The sequence below is a fragment of the Haloarchaeobius amylolyticus genome, from assembly GCF_042678045.1.
In the GTDB taxonomy this organism is placed as follows: Archaea; Halobacteriota; Halobacteria; order Halobacteriales; family Natrialbaceae; genus Natrinema; species Natrinema amylolyticus_A.
Map to the genome: position 1 here is coordinate 485,364 of NZ_JBHUDI010000001.1, position 16,426 is coordinate 501,789.

Consider the following 16,426-nt stretch of genomic DNA (forward strand, 5'->3'; position numbering starts at 1 on the left):
GGTTCGTTCCGTTCCTCCAGCTCGGTTCTACGGCCAGTTCCGTGCTCTCGAACGGCGAAATTACGCCCGGATCGACCGTGGATCGTCGGAGGTGAACCGACCATCCACGTGACCCCGGCGCTGTACGGCGGTTCGGAACTGACCGGTTGAACATTCCGGGCGTGAACACTCCCCTCTGCGACTGTTTACTGCAAGTGTACTACACTCAGCGACACCCGCACTCGTTCGCTTTTCGAGGTCGGGCGTTACGACACAACCATGATGCGAACACACCCACAGTCCGACGAGCCACAGCGTATCGAATCCCCACAGGAGCAGTTCGTCAGCGTCCGGCACCTACGGCGAATCGACCGTCGAACGCAAAGCACCAACGAATGAGCATCCGCAACTTTTCTTCAGTCGACTACGTGGCCGGACAGGTACAACAGTACGGACTGGCGTTCGTGATGGTCGCCAGCTACTTCGGCTCCGGATCGGTGTTCATCGCCAGCCAGGCCGGCGTGATGCACGGCTACACGCTGTTGTGGGCCGTCGTCGGCGCCGCCTTGCTCGGGTTCATGGCCCAGGACATGAGCGCCCGATTAGGGATCCACGGAGAGCCCTTGATGATGTTCGTTCGGAAGAAGCTCGGCCGGCCGGGGGCGACGGCGATCGCGATATTCCTGTCGATCGGCTGCGTCGCGTGGACCCTCGGCCTCGTCGCCGCCGTCGGCGCAGGTATCTCGTTCCTGCTCGGCGGCGCGATCGGCTGGCAACCGATCGCCGTCGTGACGACGTTCGCGGCGATCGGCGTCGGCGTCCTGAACTACGACACCGTCGAGAACGTGATGATCGGGATGATGCTGTCACTGATGGTCATCTACGTGATCGTCGCGCTCCCGAGCGGCGCGAACCTGGGTGACGTCGCGCTCGGGTTCGTCCCGACGACGGACACGTTCGGCGCGCTGGCGATGGCCGCCGCGCTGCTCGGGACGACCGCGTTGTGGCCGAACTTCTTCCTCGAGTCGATCCTCGTCCACCAGAAGGGCTGGACGGACCAGAGCGACCTGCCCGACGCACGGGAGGACCTGGCGATCGGCTACGCGGTCGGCGGCGTGACGACGATCGCGATCCTGATCGCCGCCGCGGCGCTGCTGCGCCCAATGGGCTTTACGCAACTCGAGACGTTCATCACGCCCGGCGAAGCGCTGGTCGAGGTGCTGGGCGTATGGGCGATGGTACTGTTCGTCGGCGGCGTGATCGCGGCCGCGTTCAACAGCATCATCCCGATCATGTGGGCGCCCGCGTACATGATCCCGCAGGCGGCCGGAGTGGACGTCCAGAAGGGCGATCGGCTGTTCACAATCGTCTTCGCGGGACTGACCGGCGTCGGCGTTCTCTCGCCGGTGATCAGCCGGGTCATGGACCTCTCGGTCGTCGACATGGTAATCCTGTTCCCGATGTACAACGGCATCTTCGGGCTGCCGGTCGCGGCCGTCCTGTTGTTCTGGGCGGTCAACGACCGCGAAACGATGGGCGAGTACTGCAACTCTCGGAAACTGAACGTCGTCAACGCGTTGCTGGTGCTGCTGGCCATCGTGTTGGCCGCACTGTCGATGCAGGACTTCCTGGACCTGCTCACCGGGGGCGGGTTCTGACCGCGCCTGAACCCGTCGTCGCCAGTTTGTGGCGGGCCGCGTGACCGGCGCTCGCCGAGCCGACACCGCGGGGGTTTTGGTCCGGGCACGAATACCGCTCGATAATGAACGACGAGTTACGCGAGCGCGTCGAACGCGAGGTCGAAAAGCACGCGCTGTTGAACGCCGTCAAACACGAGAGCGACGCCGACGTCGGTGCGATCATGGGGCCGCTGATGGGCGACAACCCCGACTTCCGCGAGCACGGCGACGAGATTCCAGGAATCGCCGGCGGCGTCGTCGGACGGGTCAACGACCTCGATTACGAGGCCAAACGTGCCCGCCTCGAGGAACTCGCACCCGAGGAACTCGCAGAGATCGAAGCCGAGGAGGAGGAAGACGAACACGACCTTCCAGCGCTTCCGAACGCCGAGGAGTACGACGAGATCCGGATGCGGTGTGCGCCAAACCCCAACGGTCCGTGGCACGTCGGCCACGCCCGGATGCCCGCCGTCATCGGCACCTACCGCGACCGATACGACGGCTGGTTCTGCGTGCGCTTCGACGACACCGATCCCGAGACCAAGCGGCCCGATCTCGACGCCTACGACGATATCCTCGAGGATCTCGACTATCTCGGCTTCGAGCCCGACGCGACGTACAAGGCGAGCGGTCGCCTCGAGACCTACTACGACCACGCCCGCGAGCTGATCGAACTGGGCGGCGCCTACACCTGCTCGTGTTCGGGCGAGGACTTCTCCGAGCTGAAGAACTCGGGCGAGCCGTGTCCCCACCGCGACAAGGACGTCGACACAGTCCTCGAGGAGTTCGAGGCCATGATCGACGGCGAGTACGACAGCGGCGAGATGGTCCTGCGGGTCAAGACCGACATCGAACACAAGAACCCCGCGCTACGCGACTGGGTGGCCTTCCGAATGATCGATACGCCACACCCACGCGAGGAGGCCAGCGAGTACCGGTGCTGGCCAATGTTGGACTTCCAGTCGGGCGTCGACGATCACCTCATCGGGATCACGCACATCATCCGCGGGATCGACCTGCAGGACTCCGCGAAACGCCAGCAGTTCGTCTACGACTACTTCGACTGGGAATATCCCGAAGTCATCCACTGGGGCCACGTCCAACTCGACGACTACGACGTCAAGATGAGTACGTCGACCATTTCGGAACTGATCGAGCAGGGCGAACTCGACGGCTGGGACGACCCGCGTGCGCCGACGCTCAAGAGCCTGCGCCGACGCGGCATCCGTGGCGAGGCCATCGTCGACGCGATGACCAAGTTGGGCACCTCGACCACCGACGTCGACCTCGCGATGAGTTCGATCTACGCGAACAACCGCGACCTGATCGACGAGGAGAGCGATCGCCGATTCCTCGTCCGTGACGGCATCCAGCTCCCCCTCGGCGGCAGCCCACCAGACGAAGCGAATCCGCCGCTGCATCCCAACCACGAGGACCGCGGCGTTCGAGAGATTCCGGTCAGTGATGCCGTCTTACTCGAGGAGGGAGACCTCCCCGATCGCGAAGAACGGATCTGGCTCAAGGGACTTGGCTGTTTCCAGTATACGCGTGACACACTCCAGTACACCGGCGACGACATCGACGTCGTCCGCGAGGGGGACGTGGATGTCGTCCACTGGGTCCCGGCCGACGAGGGCGTGCCGGTCCGCATGCGAACGATGGAGGGCGACGTCTCTGGCCACGCGGAACCGGGCGTCGGTGGACTCGAGCCCGACGACGTCGTCCAGTTCGAGCGCGTCGGCTTCGCGCGAATCGACCGCCACGACGCGGACGAGACGGTCGTCTACTACACCCATCCCTGACACGCTACTCGAGTAAGTCGCCGGCTCGATCCGGGTCGGGGTCGGCGACGACGCCGTCCTGGCGACCCAGCACGCGGGCGTGAGCGGCACAGACGAGCCGGTTCTCGTCCCAGGGGATATGCAACTCGACCGCGGCGGGGCGCTCGCAGTCGGCCTCGGAACACTCTGTCTCCATTCGTCAGTGTGAACGATAGCCACAGCTTCAGTGTTTGCCCGCGATCACAGCACGAACACGACGACGACGAACCCAAAGAGGATCGCCGCCGTCAGCAGGACCTGCACCGCCGTCGAGGCGAGCACGCCGATCGTCGTGTAGACCGCCGAGCGCGTACTGCCCTCGAGTTCGCCGTCGCGGACGAACTCGAGGACGAAGACGGTCCCGAAGAGGCCGACGAGTAGCCCAATCGGACCGGTGACGACCATGAGGACGATACCCACGACGGCGGCGGCCGCGGTCGTGATCCACGACGCGCCGCCTGCTCGCGCGGCGATCGAGCCGCCGAAGAACTCGATAAGTGCCGTGACGAGGGCAAGGAAAGCGAGCACGACGAACGTGAGGACGCTCAGCTCGGCGGTTCCGGCCCCCCACCAGTAGACGCCGAGGCCGGCAAGCGAGAGGAGCCCGCTGGGAACCATCGGCACGGCTGCGCCGACGATGGCACCGACGAGCAACACGATCGCGACGAGCGTCACCGCATCGACCATACCGGCTGGAAGGGCCCGATCGTCAAAGCCGTACTGCCGGCTGTCTCGAGGCGCTCCGTTCAGAGGTCGCGCGCTACAGCCCCCAGAAGGCCACGATGCCGACGGTCGTGACGATCGCGAGGAGCAACTGGAGCGGGCCGCCAACACGGATGAAATCCGAGAACTGGTACTTCCCCGGGCCGTAGACGAAGAGATTGGTCTGGTAGCCGACGGGCGTCATAAACGCCGTACTGGCGGCGAAGGTCACGGCGAGGACGAACGCGAAGGCGTTCGCGTTCAGCCGTGCGGCCACGTCGACGGCCACCGGAACGAGCAAGACGACGCTCGCCTGGTTGCTGACGACGTTGGTCATCAGCGCCGTCAACAGGTAGAACAGGCCGAGGACAGCAACTGCCGGCAGGAAATCCGCACTCGAGACGACGAGCGCGCCGAGGATGTCCGCGCCGCCGGTTTCGGCCATCGCACTCCCTAGCGGGATGACGCCCGCGAGCAGGAAGATGACGTCCCACTGAACGGCATCGTAGGCCTCGGCTGGCTTGACGATGCCGGCAGCGAGCATCACGACGACGCCACCAAGCGCCGAGACCATGATCGGAAGCAGATCGAGCGCGGCCACGACGACGACGACGAGAATGACGGCGACCGCGATCGGCAGTTTTGACCGCCGAAACTGCTGGAGCGCGAGGTCACCGGCGACGATGACGTTCGGGTTGTCGGCAAGCCGGTCGACCGTCTCCGCTTCGGACTCGATAAGCAGCGCGTCGCCCGGCCGGAACGTAAACTCGGAGAGGCGTTCGTGGGAGATCTGGCCGCCTCGTCGAACCGCGAGCACGCGCGCCTGGTAGGTGTCGGAAAAATTGGCCGAGTCGATCGTCTCGCCGATCAGATCCGAGCCCGCCGTGAGGACGATTTCGACGAGCGTCTGTTCTGGGGCAAGCGTCTCGAGATCGGCTTCGGTCGTTGCGCCGGGAACGAGATCGACGCCGTCGACCTCGAGGAGCGACTGGAGCGCGTCGTCGGTGAGCCGAACCGTATAGACGTCGTCGCTCTCGACGGTCGTCGACAGCGGGGGATTAGCGACGTACCGATCGTCCCGGATGAGCTGGGTGACCTCAGCCTCGAAACCGACCTCCTCGAGGGCGTCCTGGAGCGTCAAGCCGACCACTGGCGAGTGTTCGTGGACGACGAGTTCCGTGAGGTACTCCTCTTTCGCGGTCGTCTCACGGATGCTTCGTGGCGTCACGTGCGACGGGGTGAGCCAGTAGCCGACCGTCAGCAGGTACGCCGAGCCGACGACGAACACGATGACGCCGAGGTGCGTAAACTCGAACATCGAGAAGGGGCGATCGAGGTACCGCGCGGAGAGACTGCTCGCGACGAGATTGGTGGAGGTCCCGATGAGTGTGAGCATGCCACCGAACATCGACGCGTACGACAGCGGCAAGAGGAGCTTCGATGGGGATGTCCCGTTCTCGTGAGCGAGGTCGTTGACCATCGGGACCAGCACGGCGACGGCTGCAGTGTTGTTGATCAGTCCCGACAGCGGCCCGACGATGCCGATCGTCGCACCGAGTTGCTTGTGTTCGCTCTCACCTGTGTACGAGGCGACGTTCTCCTGGAGACGCTGAATGAGCCCGGTTCGACGCACCCCCTCGCTCAGGATCATCATCGCGAGGATCGTGATCGTCGCTGGGTTCGAGAAGCCGGCGACGCCATCACGCGGTGAGACACCCGTCCACGGACCGAGCATCATCAGACTCACCATGATCCCGAGTGCCGTCACGTCGATCGGCACCGGCTCGGTGACGAACAACACGAGCGCGACGGCGATGATCAGAAAGACCAGCAACGCACCAGTCGTCAACTGAGCCATCCAGTTTTGAAGTCTTCCAGCGCGAACAGTAAATAACAGCGGCTGAATCACCGCAGGCTGAAGACCGGGCCAGGTTCGAGCTACGGCGTGCCGACGTACCGGTGTCTATTGACGAGATACACGAGTGACGAACCCCAAAGCGCGACGACAAACCCGTACATGGCATCCCCGGGCGGGTGTATTGACTGTCGGAGTGTTGCGACCAGATAGACAAGCGCGTATGCGCCGATCGGAACGGCGACGTATATCACTGAGAGCTGCTGCCAGGCCACCCTCGCATCCGCGATCGAGCCAGCATCCTTGACGAGCGACACGACCGTGGCGAGTGCAGCGAAAACCAGACAGACCAGCAACAACGCGACGACGATCACTCCCGTACCGTCGGGATCGACCCCGAACACGGAGAGCAACACCAGTGGGGTCGCGAGCACGTACACGAAGTATTCAGCATATTGAAATAATGCCCGGTTTTCGCGGTGCGACTCATCGAACTCAGCGCTCGGCGAATCGCTCGCGCACCTCGAGCGCAGGGGCATCCCCGTAGTGATCGACCAGCGGACAGACGGCGTCGCCGAGTGCTCGCATACACTGTCCTGTCGAGTGATACCCGAGCCGATCGGCGACGGACTCCCAGTCGCGGCTCTGGAGGACGCGCAGGACGAACAGTCGTTCCTCGCGGTCGCTCAAGTCGACGGCGTCGGGGTCGTCGGCAAAGTACCGGACGACGAGCTCCCGGAACGGCCCCGGATCGACGTCGAACAGGCCCGGCCCGTAGGCTGCTCCCGCGACGACCCGCCACTCGTGGTCAGTCAACGCGAGTGGCGGTCCCGCCCTATCGACGACGCTGCGGAGCACCGCGCGGGCGACATCGGGCTCGAGGTCGTCAAGCGCATCGGAACAGAGGGCGGCGAACCGGCGGACGAACCAGTCTGCGTGACGATCGTGGAGCGCCCGACCCGCGTCGCTCGTCGGCGCGAGCATGAGCGCCGAGTACTCGCCGCTGGCGTCGTTGCGCGTCGTCGAGATGTGGACTGCCCGGTAGTCGTTCTCGCGCCAGAACGCCAGCAGGCCGGGCGTCGCGCCGAAGCCGGTGCCAAGCCAGTCGACGGCGGATTCGAACTCCTCGCGGATGCACTCGAGCAGACGTGACCCCAGTCCCCGCGAGCGGGCGGCGTGGTGGGTCGCGATGCGGACGACGCGCAGCCCGGCCGTCTCGGCTGCCGCTTCGTCTCGCAACTGGCTGGTCAGCACGTCCGGGAGCATGTTGCCGCGGACGCGGCCGCCCTCGTACATCATAGAGCGGGTTTCCGGCGAGAGGTTTCCTTCACGAGCGAGCAGCGCCACGCTGACGACGTGGCCGTCGTGGACGAGCGCGCGAGCCTCGAGATTGGGCGCGTCGAGCAATCGCGCGAGATCGGCGGGCTCGGTTCGGTAGTGGGCGAGCACGAGCAGGCCGAATGCTTCCCGGAGCAGACGCTCGTCGGCCAGCAGGTCGTCGGGCTCGAGTCGCCGGTAGTCGACCGTCTGGGGTGTGGCGTCGGCCACGAGCGAGTCGACCGGCGGGCGGGCGTCGAGCAGCAGGGCGCGGAAGGCCCACACTTCGACGGGATCCCCCGCCGCGTATCGGATGGGCTCGACGAGCTGGCAGTCGAGTACCTCGTGGTCGCTCTCGGCGAGTCGGTCGCGGAATCGAACCGAGAAGCCCCGCCCTGCACCTTCGTAGCCGTGGATCGTCGTCGCGAAGGCGACGCGATCGGCCGCCAGCAGCGACTCGAGCGTGGCGACCGGCAGTGCAGCGGCCTCGTCGACGACGACGATATCGGCCGACTCGAGGTCGTCGACGGCCGTGGCTGGTTCGCGAAAGCGGATCGAGCCGCCGGCAGCCGTCTCGATCCGGCGAGGTTCGACGACGGCGTCGGTGCCGAGTGCCTCGACGAGTTCACTGGCGCGCTCGAACAGTTCCGCCGCGTTCCGGGCAGCGGGTGCGGTCACGAGCACGTCCTCGCCGGCGGCGACGTACGCGCCCGCGGCCAGCCCCGCGGCGCTCGATTTGCCCCGGCCACGGTCGGCCTCGAGGACGACAGCCTGCTCGCGCTCGGCAAGTGACTCGAGGGCGGCGACAGCGTCGACCTGGTCGGCCGTCAGGCAGGCCTCGTAGGTCGCGGTCGGAAACCGGTGATCCGCGGGTGGCGTCGGCGGCTCCGACGGCATCCGCGGGGCCGGGTGGGTCAGCCCGTCGGCGTCGAGTCGGCCGCTCTCGAGGTCGACGATCGTGATCCCGCGGTGGGCTCGCAGCGTCTCGACGAGCCGGCGTTTGAACCGGCCGGTAACGTCGTCTACGGAGAACGGTGGGACAGCCAGCGAGGCGTCGAACCCGTCGTGGCGGTCCGGCCAGGACTCGAGCGGCGGGGTCAACAGGACGAGGAGACCGCCGCCGTCGACTGCTCCGACGACTTTGCCGAGCGCGTTAGGCCGGAGTTCGTCGTGGGCGTCGACGGCGATCACGTCCCTGGTCGTTCCCAGCAGTTCGCTCGCGTTGGCCTGCGGGAGCTGTTCACAGCGGAGCCGGTCGTCAGGGCCGACGAGGGTCGTCTCGGTGATCGGCACGGGGAGCGTATCGAGGATCGACTCGAGGGTATCGTACCCCCGTTTACGGTCGCCTGCGAGTACCAGCAGCCGGCGTTCGTTCGCGTACTCGGCTTCCTCGCGAAGCGATTCGGCGAGACCGACGGCGTCGACGTCCATGTGCCAGGTGTGGAAGGCTCGAGAGTAATAGCCACCGGACCGCGACGGGTGGCGCGAACGCACACGACCAGCCAATCGTCGGACATGGGTCGGCGGGAAATCGTGACCCGTCACCGAGATCGAACGGTCCGTGCGGAGGGGTCTCACGCACTCGCTCGTTTGAACACGCTTTTAAGGAGGGCAACGCTACTCAGGTGTACACCCTACGCGGGGTTGATGATGCTCCTAGCCCTACAGGACTTCCGCCGGAGTCGTTCCGGCACGGGTGCCCAGCGCCCGGACGGCAGGGGAGCGCGAGCCCACGTGTAGGAGAGGTGAACAACCAATGTCAGTCTACGTAACCACCGACATCCCAGCCGACCTCGCAGACGACGCCCTCGAGGCGCTCGAGGTCGCACGAGACACCGGACGAGTAAAGAAAGGAACCAACGAAACGACGAAGGCCATCGAGCGCGGCAACGCCGAGCTCGTCTACGTCGCCGAAGACGTCTCCCCTGAAGAGATCGTCATGCACCTGCCGGAGCTCGCCGACGAGAAGGGCATCCCGGTCGTCTTCATCGAGACGCAGGACGACGTCGGCCACGCCGCCGGCCTCGAGGTCGGCTCGGCCGCGGCGGCGATCGTCGACGCTGGCGAGGCCGACGGCGACGTCGAGGACATCGCCGGCAAGGTCGAGGACCTCGACTGAGGTGATCAGAGATGAGTGCTGAAGAGGAAGAAACCGGATCTACGCCCGCCGAGGTCATCGAGATCGTCGGCAAGACCGGCATGCACGGTGAAGCCATGCAGGTCAAATGCCGGATCAAGGAGGGCGAGAACCAGGGACGCATCATCACCCGTAACTGCCTCGGGCCGGTCCGCGAAGGGGACGTACTCCAGCTTCGCGAGACCGCCCGCGAGGCCGACTCCATCGGAGGACAATAATGGTCGAGAAACGCACCTGCGACTACACGGGCGAAGAGATCGAACCCGGCACGGGCATCATGTACGTCAAAAACGACGGCACCGTGCTCCACTTCGTCGACTCCAAAGCGGAGAAAAACTACAAGCTCGGACGCGAACCCCGAGATCTGGAGTGGACCGAAGAGGGTCGTCGCGCCAAGGGGCCCGCTCAGGAGCAGACGCCCGCCCCAGAGGTCGACGAAGACGAAGCTGAGACCGAAGACGAAGCTGACGTGTCCACCGAGGACGAGAGCGACGACGTCGAGGCGGAAGAAGCATGAGCGATCACGAGCGCACTTTCGTGATGGTCAAGCCCGACGCCTTCGCGCGCGGTCTCGTGGGCGAGGTCGTCTCCCGACTCGAGGACCGCGGGCTCAAGCTCGTCGGCATCAAAGTCGAGAACATGCCCCGCGAACGGGCAGAAGAACACTACAGCGAACACGAGGACAAGCCGTTCTACGACGACCTCGTGGACTTCATCACCTCGGGGCCGGTCGTGCCGATGGTCTGGGAGGGCCAGGACGCGACCCGGCAGGTCCGCCAGATGATCGGCGAGACCGATCCGCTCGAGGCCGAACCCGGCACGATCCGGGGCGACTACGCGCTCGACCTCGGTCGGAACGTCGTCCACGCCGCCGACCACGAGGACGAGGGCGCAAACGAACGCGAGATCGCGATCCACTTCGACGAGGACGAGCTGATCGACTACGATCAGCACGACGCCGAGTGGCTCTACGAGTAGTCGATCTCGAGTCGACAGCTGTTTTCGATTTTCTGGTGGTCGACGATCAGTTGCAGCTCTACGACGCCTTCCAGTTGGCACACAGCAGTACCTGACTGGCTGATACGGTCTGCTGTCACGAGTGACCGGTGGGCCCGCAGGACGGTCGCGGGTGCGCCGGCACCCACTGACAGGAGTCCGTATGAGTGTCCCGTCACGAATGCAACACCGATCGGACCTACACCGGATTATACAACCCGAAAATATTCTAGAGTAAAATACACGTATTCATCTAGGGAGACGTAACATCTAATGTCTCGGCTCGAGAACAGGCGCTTGGTGGTTTCGAATGGTAACACACAGGAGGTGGGCCGTGAATGCGTGAACGAGAGGGACAAGTGAGTACGTTGATGGCGGATACGACGCCGTCGTTGGACCTCGTTTTCGACTTGCTCTCGAACAGCCGACGACGGTACGCACTCTACTATCTGAACGAGCAACCCGACGGCGTCGCAACGCTCGAGACGCTCACCGAGAACGTCGTCAGCCTCGAGCAACTGACGGGCGCGGCTGACGGAGACACAGACGCGAACGCACGAGTGCAGACCGATTGCGACTATGGGGGAGACACGACAGCCCAGCACCCACGCATTCGGCTCGAACTGACACACACCCACCTCCCAAAACTCGAGGACGCGGGAGTTCTCGAATACGACCAGCGAAGCGAGATGGTACGTTACTGGGGCCAGCCGTCGATCGAGGAGTGGCTCGAACACGCCCGACACAAGGAGATCACGTAACACCGGCGAGTTACGGCGATCGGCAGCGACGAGTAGGATATCAGCAACCGCTGAAACCTTTAATAGCCAGCCTGTGGTGGAACTCCGTGAGGTATCGGAAAACCGCACGACGGGACGGCCGTGAGTTTATTCGGGGTGATAACGTCCCACTCCTCAAAACTTAACAGGCGAGGAACCGATACAGAACATGAGACGAATACTATGACTGATCACGAACTTCCACCGCTTCCGTACGATTACGACGCGCTCGAACCGGCACTGTCCGAACAGGTCCTGACCTGGCATCACGACACGCACCATCAGGGCTACGTCAATGGCCTCAACGCCGCCGAAGAAACCCTCGCAGAAAATCGCGAGGAGGGTGACTTCAGTTCGACGCCCGGTGCCCTCAGCAACGTCACCCACAACGGCTGTGGACACTATCTCCACACGCTGTTCTGGGAGAACATGTCCCCCGACGGCGGCGGCGAACCCGAGGGCGACCTCGCCGACCGCATCGAGGAGGACTTCGGCTCCTACGAGGGCTGGAAAGGCGAGTTCGAGGCCGCTGCCGGTGCCGCCGGTGGCTGGGCACTGCTGGTATACGACCCGGTCGCGAAGCAACTGCGCAACGTCGCAGTCGACAAGCACGACCAGGGCGCGCTCTGGGGCTCCCATCCCGTGCTCGCGCTGGACGTCTGGGAACACTCCTACTACTACGACTACGGTCCGGACCGTGGGAGCTTCATCGACGCCTTCTTCGACGTCGTCAACTGGGAGAAGGCCGAAGAAGAGTACCAGAAGTGCCTCGACCACTTCGAGTAAGCGACGAGCCCGTCACGATCCCCTGTTTTTTGGTAGGAAGCAACCGACAGCGACGGCCATCGCTGCCGTTGTGGCTAACCGATCCCCAATACCATGCGTCTTGTGAGTGACGCCCATAGTTTAACGTCATGCGGGACGATGTCTTACCGCATATGGCCGCCGAGGACAGCGTCGAGACGAGGGTCGAGAAGCGGGACCGGCAGCGACACCAGCCACGGCTCGAGACGGATCGGAACGAGACGAGCGGGACGCTCGCGGCCGCCCTTCGGGCCGCCTGTAACGGTGACGTGCGCTTCGACGAGTACACGCGTGTGCTCTACGCGACCGACGGCAGCATCTACAGCGCACAGCCCGCCGGCGTCGTCTTCCCGCGGGACGTCGACGACGTCCGCACGGCGGTCCGCGTCGCGGCCGACCACGACGCGCCGGTGCTCCCGCGGGGTGCCGGCACCTCGCTCGCCGGGCAGACCGTCGGCCCGGGCTGTGTCGTCCTCGACCTCTCGCGGCACATGGACGGGATCAAAGCCGTCGATCCAGACGAACGGACCGCCGTGGTCCAGCCGGGCGTCGTGCAGGACGATCTGGACGACGCGCTCGAGCCGTACGGCCTCCGCTTTGCGCCGGATCCAGCCTCGTCGAATCGTGCGACGATCGGCGGCGGGATCGGAAACAACTCGACGGGCGCACACTCGGTGCGATACGGCATCACGGACGCCTACGTCGAGGAGTGCGAGGTCGTTCTCGCCGACGGCTCACTGATCCACACGCGGGACATCGTCCTCGACAGTCCGGAGTGGGATCGCATCGTTTCGAAAGACGACCGCGAAGCCGAACTATACCGGACGGTTCGGGCGCTCGTCGAGAACAATGCCGACGAAATCGAGTCACGCTATCCCGAACTCAAACGGAGCGTTAGCGGCTATAACCTGCAAAAGGTAATTCGGGAAGATGAGGAGGGGGAGCGAATCATCAATCTCTCGAAACTGCTCGTCGGTGCCGAAGGCACGCTCGGCATCGTCGTCGAGGCCACCCTCTCGCTCGTGACCCGGCCCGACGAGACCGCGCTCGCGGTCTGTTGTTACGACGACCTGCTCGAGGCGCTTGCCGCCGTCCCCGAGGCACTCGCACGCGAGGCCAGCGCGGTCGAACTCATGGACGATGAGGTGTTCCGGCTGGCCGCCGACTCGGCGGAGTACGCCGAGTACGCGGAGCCGATCCCCGAGGGGACCGAGGCGGCGTTGATGCTCGAGTTCGATTCGGAAGTCGTCGACGACCTGTCGGCGGCGGTCGACGCGGCGACGACCTACCTCGTCGACGAGGGCGCGGCGTTCGGATCGCTCGAGGCGTTTTCGCCGGCGAAACAGGACCGGCTCTGGAAACTTCGAAAAGCCGCCATCCCGCTGTTGATGAGCATGGAGGGTGATCCGAAACCGTACCCCTTCGTCGAGGATGCCTCCGTCCCACCCGAAGAGCTCGCGGAGTACGTCGCGGGCTTCCAGGAAATCCTCGAGCGCCACGACACGACGGCGGCCTACTTCGCCCACGCGGGCGTCGGCACGCTGCACATTCGGCCGGTCCTCAATTTGAAAGACGGCGACGACGTCGAGAAAATGCGTGCCATCGCCGACGACGTCACCGATCTCGTCGCCGAACACAACGGCTCGTTTTCGGGCGAGCACGGCGACGGCCTCGCGCGGACGGAGTTCAATCCAAAGCTGTACGGTCCCCAGCTCTGGAGTGCGTTCAAAGACCTCAAATCGGCGTTCGATCCGGACTGGCGGCTGAATCCGGGGAAGGTTGTCTACCGCGACGACGAGCCGACCGACATCCGCGACCACCTCCGATACGGCCCGGACTACGCCACCCTCGAGCCACGAACGACGCTCGACTTCGACGACGAAGGCAGCTTCTCACAGCTCGTCGAACTCTGTAACGGCTGTGGGACCTGCCGGCAGACCGGCAGCGACGTGATGTGTCCCACGTATCGAGCGACCGAAGAGGAGATCGCGACCACGCGGGGCCGTGCGAACCTGCTGCGGGCGGCGATCAGCGGCGAGATCGACCCCGACGAACTCTACGGCGAGCGGTTCCAGTCTGAGGTGCTCGACCTCTGTATCGGCTGCAAGGGCTGTCAGAGCGACTGTCCCACCGGGGTCGACCTCGCGAAGCTCAAGGCCGAAGTCAAACACCAGTACCACGACCGCGAGGGGACGAGTCTCCGGGAGCGGCTGTTCGCGAACGTCGATCGGCTGGCGGCACTGGGCAGTACGGTCGCGCCGCTTGCAAACCATGCAACTGACCTGCCGGGGGCGCGGACCGCCCTCGAGAAAACAGTTGGAATCGCGGCCGAGCGGACGCTGCCGACGTTCCAGCGGGAGACGCTGGTCGAGTGGTACGGGGAACGTGGACCCCAGATCGATGCGGAAACGGCAACCGCGGGGGTCGTCCTCTACCCCGACACGGACACCAACTATTCGAATCCGGCAGTCGGGAAGGCAGCCGTCGAGGTCCTCGAGACTGCGGGGATCCGCGTCGCGATTCCCGATCTCGGTCCGACCGGTCGCGCGGCCTACTCTCAGGGACTGCTCGAGGTCGCTGCCGACCAGGGTCGAGCGCTACTCGACGACCTCGAGCCGTATCTCGAGCGCGGCTGGTCGGTCCTGTTCGTCGAGCCATCGGACGCGGCGATGGTCGTCGACGAGTACCGCTCGCTGCTCGACGACGAGCGCGTCGAACCGCTCGCCGCGAACGCGTTCGACGTCTGTGAGTATATCGACGACCGCCGACTGGACGAGGAGCTGTCGTTCGACGACGCCGCAACAGCGGACACCGCGCTCACGTTTCACGGCCACTGCCACCAGAAGGCCCGCGGGGCCGACCACCACGCAGTCGGCGTGCTCCGACGAGCGGGCTACGCCGTCGAACCCGTCGATTCGGGCTGCTGTGGCATGGCCGGCAGTTTCGGCTACGAAGCCGACCACTACGAGCTCTCGCGGGCGATCGGCTCGATACTACGAGACCAGCTGGAGGAACATCGGCACGCTGATCGTACCGAAACGACGGTCGTCGCCCCCGGCACCTCCTGTCAGACACAAATCGGGGACTTCGAGGGCTATGATCGGCCCACCCACCCCGTCGAGGTGCTCGCCAGCGCCCTCGAGACGTAGCGATCCAGCGATCCCGAGCAGCTGCTGATTCGCGTTCGAGTACCTGGCCGTGCCGTCCGACAGTATGAAGGATCACCCTCGCCAGCACCCGACATGGACAAACGCGAGCGCCTCGAGGCACACCTCGAGTCTCACGACCTCGATTCGGTCTGGTTCGCCCGGCCGAACTCGTTTGCATGGCTGACCGGCGGGAACAACGTCGTCGACCGCGAGGGCGATATCGGCGTCGCTGCGGTCGGCTACGATGGGGCTGACGTGACCATCGTGGCGAACAACATCGAAGCCGATCGCATCGTGAGTGAGGAAGTTCCTGATCTAGACGTCGACGAACTCGTGGTCGAAGACTTCCCCTGGCACGCGTCGTCGCTGGGCGCAGCCGTCGACGAACACGTCGGGGACGACGAGCGGGCCGCGATCGACATCAACCACCCTGGATTCGAGCGGGTCGATCCGACACCGCTGCGACAGCCGCTGACCGACCGCGATTGCGAACGATACCGCGAGCTTGGCAGGCAGACGGCCGCGGCCGTCGAAGCCGTCTGTCGCGAACTCCAGCCCGGTGACACGGAACACGAGGTAGCCTCGGCCCTGCGAGTCGCGCTGTCGGCCCGCGACATCGAGGCCCCGGTCGTCCTCGTCGGCGGCGCAACCCGGGCCCAGCAGTATCGCCACTACACGCCGACCGAGGCCGAACTGGGCGAGTACGCGCTCGTCTCCGTCACCGCCGAACGGGCCGGCCTCCACGCGAGCTGTACCCGTACCGTCGCGTTCGACCCGCCCGCGTGGCTCGAGGAACGCCACGAGGCCGCGGCCCGCGTAGAGGCGACGGCGCTTGCAGCGACACAGGATGCTGCAAATAATAGTGGCACGGCTAGCGACGTCTTCGCTGCCATCCAGGAGGCCTACGACGCGGTGGGCTACGACGGCGAGTGGGAGCATCACCATCAGGGCGGGGCCGCCGGCTTCGCGGGCCGCGAGTGGATCGCGACGCCGGACCACGAAGCGTCGGTCGAAGCGCCGATGGCGTACGCGTGGAACCCGACAGTACAGGGCGCAAAAAGCGAGGGTACTGCACTCGTTACCGACGACGATATCGAGGTGCTAACGGCGACCGGACGATGGCCGACGACGACCATCTCTGCGATCGACCGAGACCTCGAGCTCGAGCGACCCGCGATTCTCGAACCCGAGGCGTAGCGTTCGGACGGC

16 protein-coding genes are annotated in these 16,426 nt (G+C 65.1%); 10 read left to right on the forward strand and 6 right to left on the reverse strand.

All coding sequences use genetic code 11. The features are described from left to right. Nucleotides 1-374 precede the first annotated feature (374 nt). On the forward strand, nucleotides 375-1,637 hold the full coding sequence (locus ACFR99_RS02470; protein WP_390284032.1) for an NRAMP family divalent metal transporter: 1,263 nt from the start codon (nucleotides 375-377) through the stop codon (nucleotides 1,635-1,637). Nucleotides 1,638-1,741: 104 nt separating this feature from the next. Then, nucleotides 1,742-3,460: a glutamate--tRNA ligase gene (locus ACFR99_RS02475; RefSeq protein ID WP_390284034.1), complete on the forward strand. Its 1,719-nt coding sequence runs from the start codon at nucleotides 1,742-1,744 to the stop codon at nucleotides 3,458-3,460. 4 nt (nucleotides 3,461-3,464) lie between these two features. On the opposite strand, the gene ACFR99_RS02480 is transcribed toward ACFR99_RS02475, so the two are convergent. The 5 genes from ACFR99_RS02480 to tmcA form a co-directional block, all read right to left on the reverse strand. Then, on the reverse strand, nucleotides 3,465-3,635 hold the full coding sequence (locus ACFR99_RS02480) for a hypothetical protein (RefSeq protein WP_390284036.1): 171 nt from the start codon (nucleotides 3,633-3,635) through the stop codon (nucleotides 3,465-3,467). Nucleotides 3,636-3,679: 44 nt separating this feature from the next. Further along, complete coding sequence (locus tag ACFR99_RS02485; protein ID WP_390284038.1) at nucleotides 3,680-4,165, reverse strand: DUF456 domain-containing protein; 486 nt, start codon at nucleotides 4,163-4,165, stop codon at nucleotides 3,680-3,682. A gap of 73 nt (nucleotides 4,166-4,238) precedes the next feature. Continuing rightward, complete coding sequence (locus tag ACFR99_RS02490; RefSeq protein ID WP_390284040.1) at nucleotides 4,239-6,038, reverse strand: SLC13 family permease; 1,800 nt, start codon at nucleotides 6,036-6,038, stop codon at nucleotides 4,239-4,241. An 80-nt stretch (nucleotides 6,039-6,118) separates the two neighbouring features. Next, on the reverse strand, nucleotides 6,119-6,469 hold the full coding sequence (locus tag ACFR99_RS02495; protein WP_390284042.1) for a hypothetical protein: 351 nt from the start codon (nucleotides 6,467-6,469) through the stop codon (nucleotides 6,119-6,121). Nucleotides 6,470-6,530: 61 nt separating this feature from the next. Continuing rightward, the gene (tmcA, locus tag ACFR99_RS02500) at nucleotides 6,531-8,783 is read right to left on the reverse strand and encodes a tRNA(Met) cytidine acetyltransferase TmcA (RefSeq protein WP_390284044.1); all 2,253 of its coding nucleotides are present in this window, start codon (nucleotides 8,781-8,783) and stop codon (nucleotides 6,531-6,533) included. Nucleotides 8,784-9,108: 325 nt separating this feature from the next. Between tmcA and rpl7ae the strand changes: the two genes are divergently transcribed. Genes rpl7ae through ndk form a run of 4 tightly spaced genes read left to right on the forward strand, consistent with a single transcriptional unit; the run spans nucleotide 9,109 to nucleotide 10,467 of the window. Further along, nucleotides 9,109-9,471, forward strand: coding sequence for a 50S ribosomal protein L7Ae (rpl7ae, locus tag ACFR99_RS02505; protein WP_390284046.1), 363 nt, complete (start codon nucleotides 9,109-9,111; stop codon nucleotides 9,469-9,471). Nucleotides 9,472-9,482: 11 nt separating this feature from the next. After that, nucleotides 9,483-9,707, forward strand: a complete 225-nt coding sequence (locus tag ACFR99_RS02510; protein ID WP_049926927.1) for a 30S ribosomal protein S28e — start codon at nucleotides 9,483-9,485, stop codon at nucleotides 9,705-9,707. Next, entirely contained in the window at nucleotides 9,707-10,006 is a 300-nt protein-coding gene (locus ACFR99_RS02515; RefSeq protein ID WP_390284048.1) for a 50S ribosomal protein L24e, read from the forward strand. The genes ACFR99_RS02510 and ACFR99_RS02515 overlap by 1 nt, the downstream gene beginning before the upstream one ends. Then, nucleotides 10,003-10,467, forward strand: a complete 465-nt coding sequence (ndk, locus tag ACFR99_RS02520; protein ID WP_049989872.1) for a nucleoside-diphosphate kinase — start codon at nucleotides 10,003-10,005, stop codon at nucleotides 10,465-10,467. The genes ACFR99_RS02515 and ndk overlap by 4 nt, the downstream gene beginning before the upstream one ends. On the opposite strand, the gene ACFR99_RS02525 is transcribed toward ndk, so the two are convergent. After that, nucleotides 10,458-10,664 (reverse strand): hypothetical protein, encoded by a 207-nt coding sequence (locus ACFR99_RS02525; protein ID WP_390284050.1) that lies wholly within the window; start codon nucleotides 10,662-10,664, stop codon nucleotides 10,458-10,460. The genes ndk and ACFR99_RS02525 overlap by 10 nt on opposite strands. Before the next feature lie 159 nt (nucleotides 10,665-10,823). Between ACFR99_RS02525 and ACFR99_RS02530 the strand changes: the two genes are divergently transcribed. The 4 genes from ACFR99_RS02530 (at nucleotide 10,824) to ACFR99_RS02545 (ending at nucleotide 16,414) form a co-directional block, all read left to right on the forward strand. After that, the gene (locus ACFR99_RS02530) at nucleotides 10,824-11,246 is read left to right on the forward strand and encodes a DUF7344 domain-containing protein (protein WP_390284052.1); all 423 of its coding nucleotides are present in this window, start codon (nucleotides 10,824-10,826) and stop codon (nucleotides 11,244-11,246) included. Between the two features lie 201 nt (nucleotides 11,247-11,447). Next, nucleotides 11,448-12,050: a superoxide dismutase gene (gene sod, locus ACFR99_RS02535; RefSeq protein ID WP_390284054.1), complete on the forward strand. Its 603-nt coding sequence runs from the start codon at nucleotides 11,448-11,450 to the stop codon at nucleotides 12,048-12,050. A gap of 152 nt (nucleotides 12,051-12,202) precedes the next feature. After that, a complete protein-coding gene (locus tag ACFR99_RS02540) occupies nucleotides 12,203-15,217 on the forward strand; it encodes an FAD-binding and (Fe-S)-binding domain-containing protein (protein ID WP_390284056.1) in 3,015 nt (1,004 codons plus the stop codon). Between the two features lie 93 nt (nucleotides 15,218-15,310). Further along, nucleotides 15,311-16,414, forward strand: a complete 1,104-nt coding sequence (locus ACFR99_RS02545) for a M24 family metallopeptidase (RefSeq protein ID WP_390284058.1) — start codon at nucleotides 15,311-15,313, stop codon at nucleotides 16,412-16,414. Nucleotides 16,415-16,426 lie beyond the last annotated feature (12 nt).

What these genes read in the sequence shown, in the direction of transcription:
- ACFR99_RS02470 (WP_390284032.1), top strand. Translation starts at nt 375, where the DNA reads ATGAGCATCCGCAACTTTTCTTCAGTCGACTACGTGGCCGGACAGGTA.
- ACFR99_RS02475 (WP_390284034.1), top strand. Translation starts at nt 1,742, where the DNA reads ATGAACGACGAGTTACGCGAGCGCGTCGAACGCGAGGTCGAAAAGCAC.
- ACFR99_RS02480 (WP_390284036.1), bottom strand. Translation starts at nt 3,635, where the DNA reads ATGGAGACAGAGTGTTCCGAGGCCGACTGCGAGCGCCCCGCCGCGGTC.
- ACFR99_RS02485 (WP_390284038.1), bottom strand. Translation starts at nt 4,165, where the DNA reads ATGGTCGATGCGGTGACGCTCGTCGCGATCGTGTTGCTCGTCGGTGCC.
- ACFR99_RS02490 (WP_390284040.1), bottom strand. Translation starts at nt 6,038, where the DNA reads ATGGCTCAGTTGACGACTGGTGCGTTGCTGGTCTTTCTGATCATCGCC.
- tmcA (WP_390284044.1), bottom strand. Translation starts at nt 8,783, where the DNA reads ATGGACGTCGACGCCGTCGGTCTCGCCGAATCGCTTCGCGAGGAAGCC.
- rpl7ae (WP_390284046.1), top strand. Translation starts at nt 9,109, where the DNA reads ATGTCAGTCTACGTAACCACCGACATCCCAGCCGACCTCGCAGACGAC.
- ACFR99_RS02510 (WP_049926927.1), top strand. Translation starts at nt 9,483, where the DNA reads ATGAGTGCTGAAGAGGAAGAAACCGGATCTACGCCCGCCGAGGTCATC.
- ACFR99_RS02515 (WP_390284048.1), top strand. Translation starts at nt 9,707, where the DNA reads ATGGTCGAGAAACGCACCTGCGACTACACGGGCGAAGAGATCGAACCC.
- ndk (WP_049989872.1), top strand. Translation starts at nt 10,003, where the DNA reads ATGAGCGATCACGAGCGCACTTTCGTGATGGTCAAGCCCGACGCCTTC.
- ACFR99_RS02530 (WP_390284052.1), top strand. Translation starts at nt 10,824, where the DNA reads ATGCGTGAACGAGAGGGACAAGTGAGTACGTTGATGGCGGATACGACG.
- sod (WP_390284054.1), top strand. Translation starts at nt 11,448, where the DNA reads ATGACTGATCACGAACTTCCACCGCTTCCGTACGATTACGACGCGCTC.
- ACFR99_RS02540 (WP_390284056.1), top strand. Translation starts at nt 12,203, where the DNA reads ATGGCCGCCGAGGACAGCGTCGAGACGAGGGTCGAGAAGCGGGACCGG.
- ACFR99_RS02545 (WP_390284058.1), top strand. Translation starts at nt 15,311, where the DNA reads ATGGACAAACGCGAGCGCCTCGAGGCACACCTCGAGTCTCACGACCTC.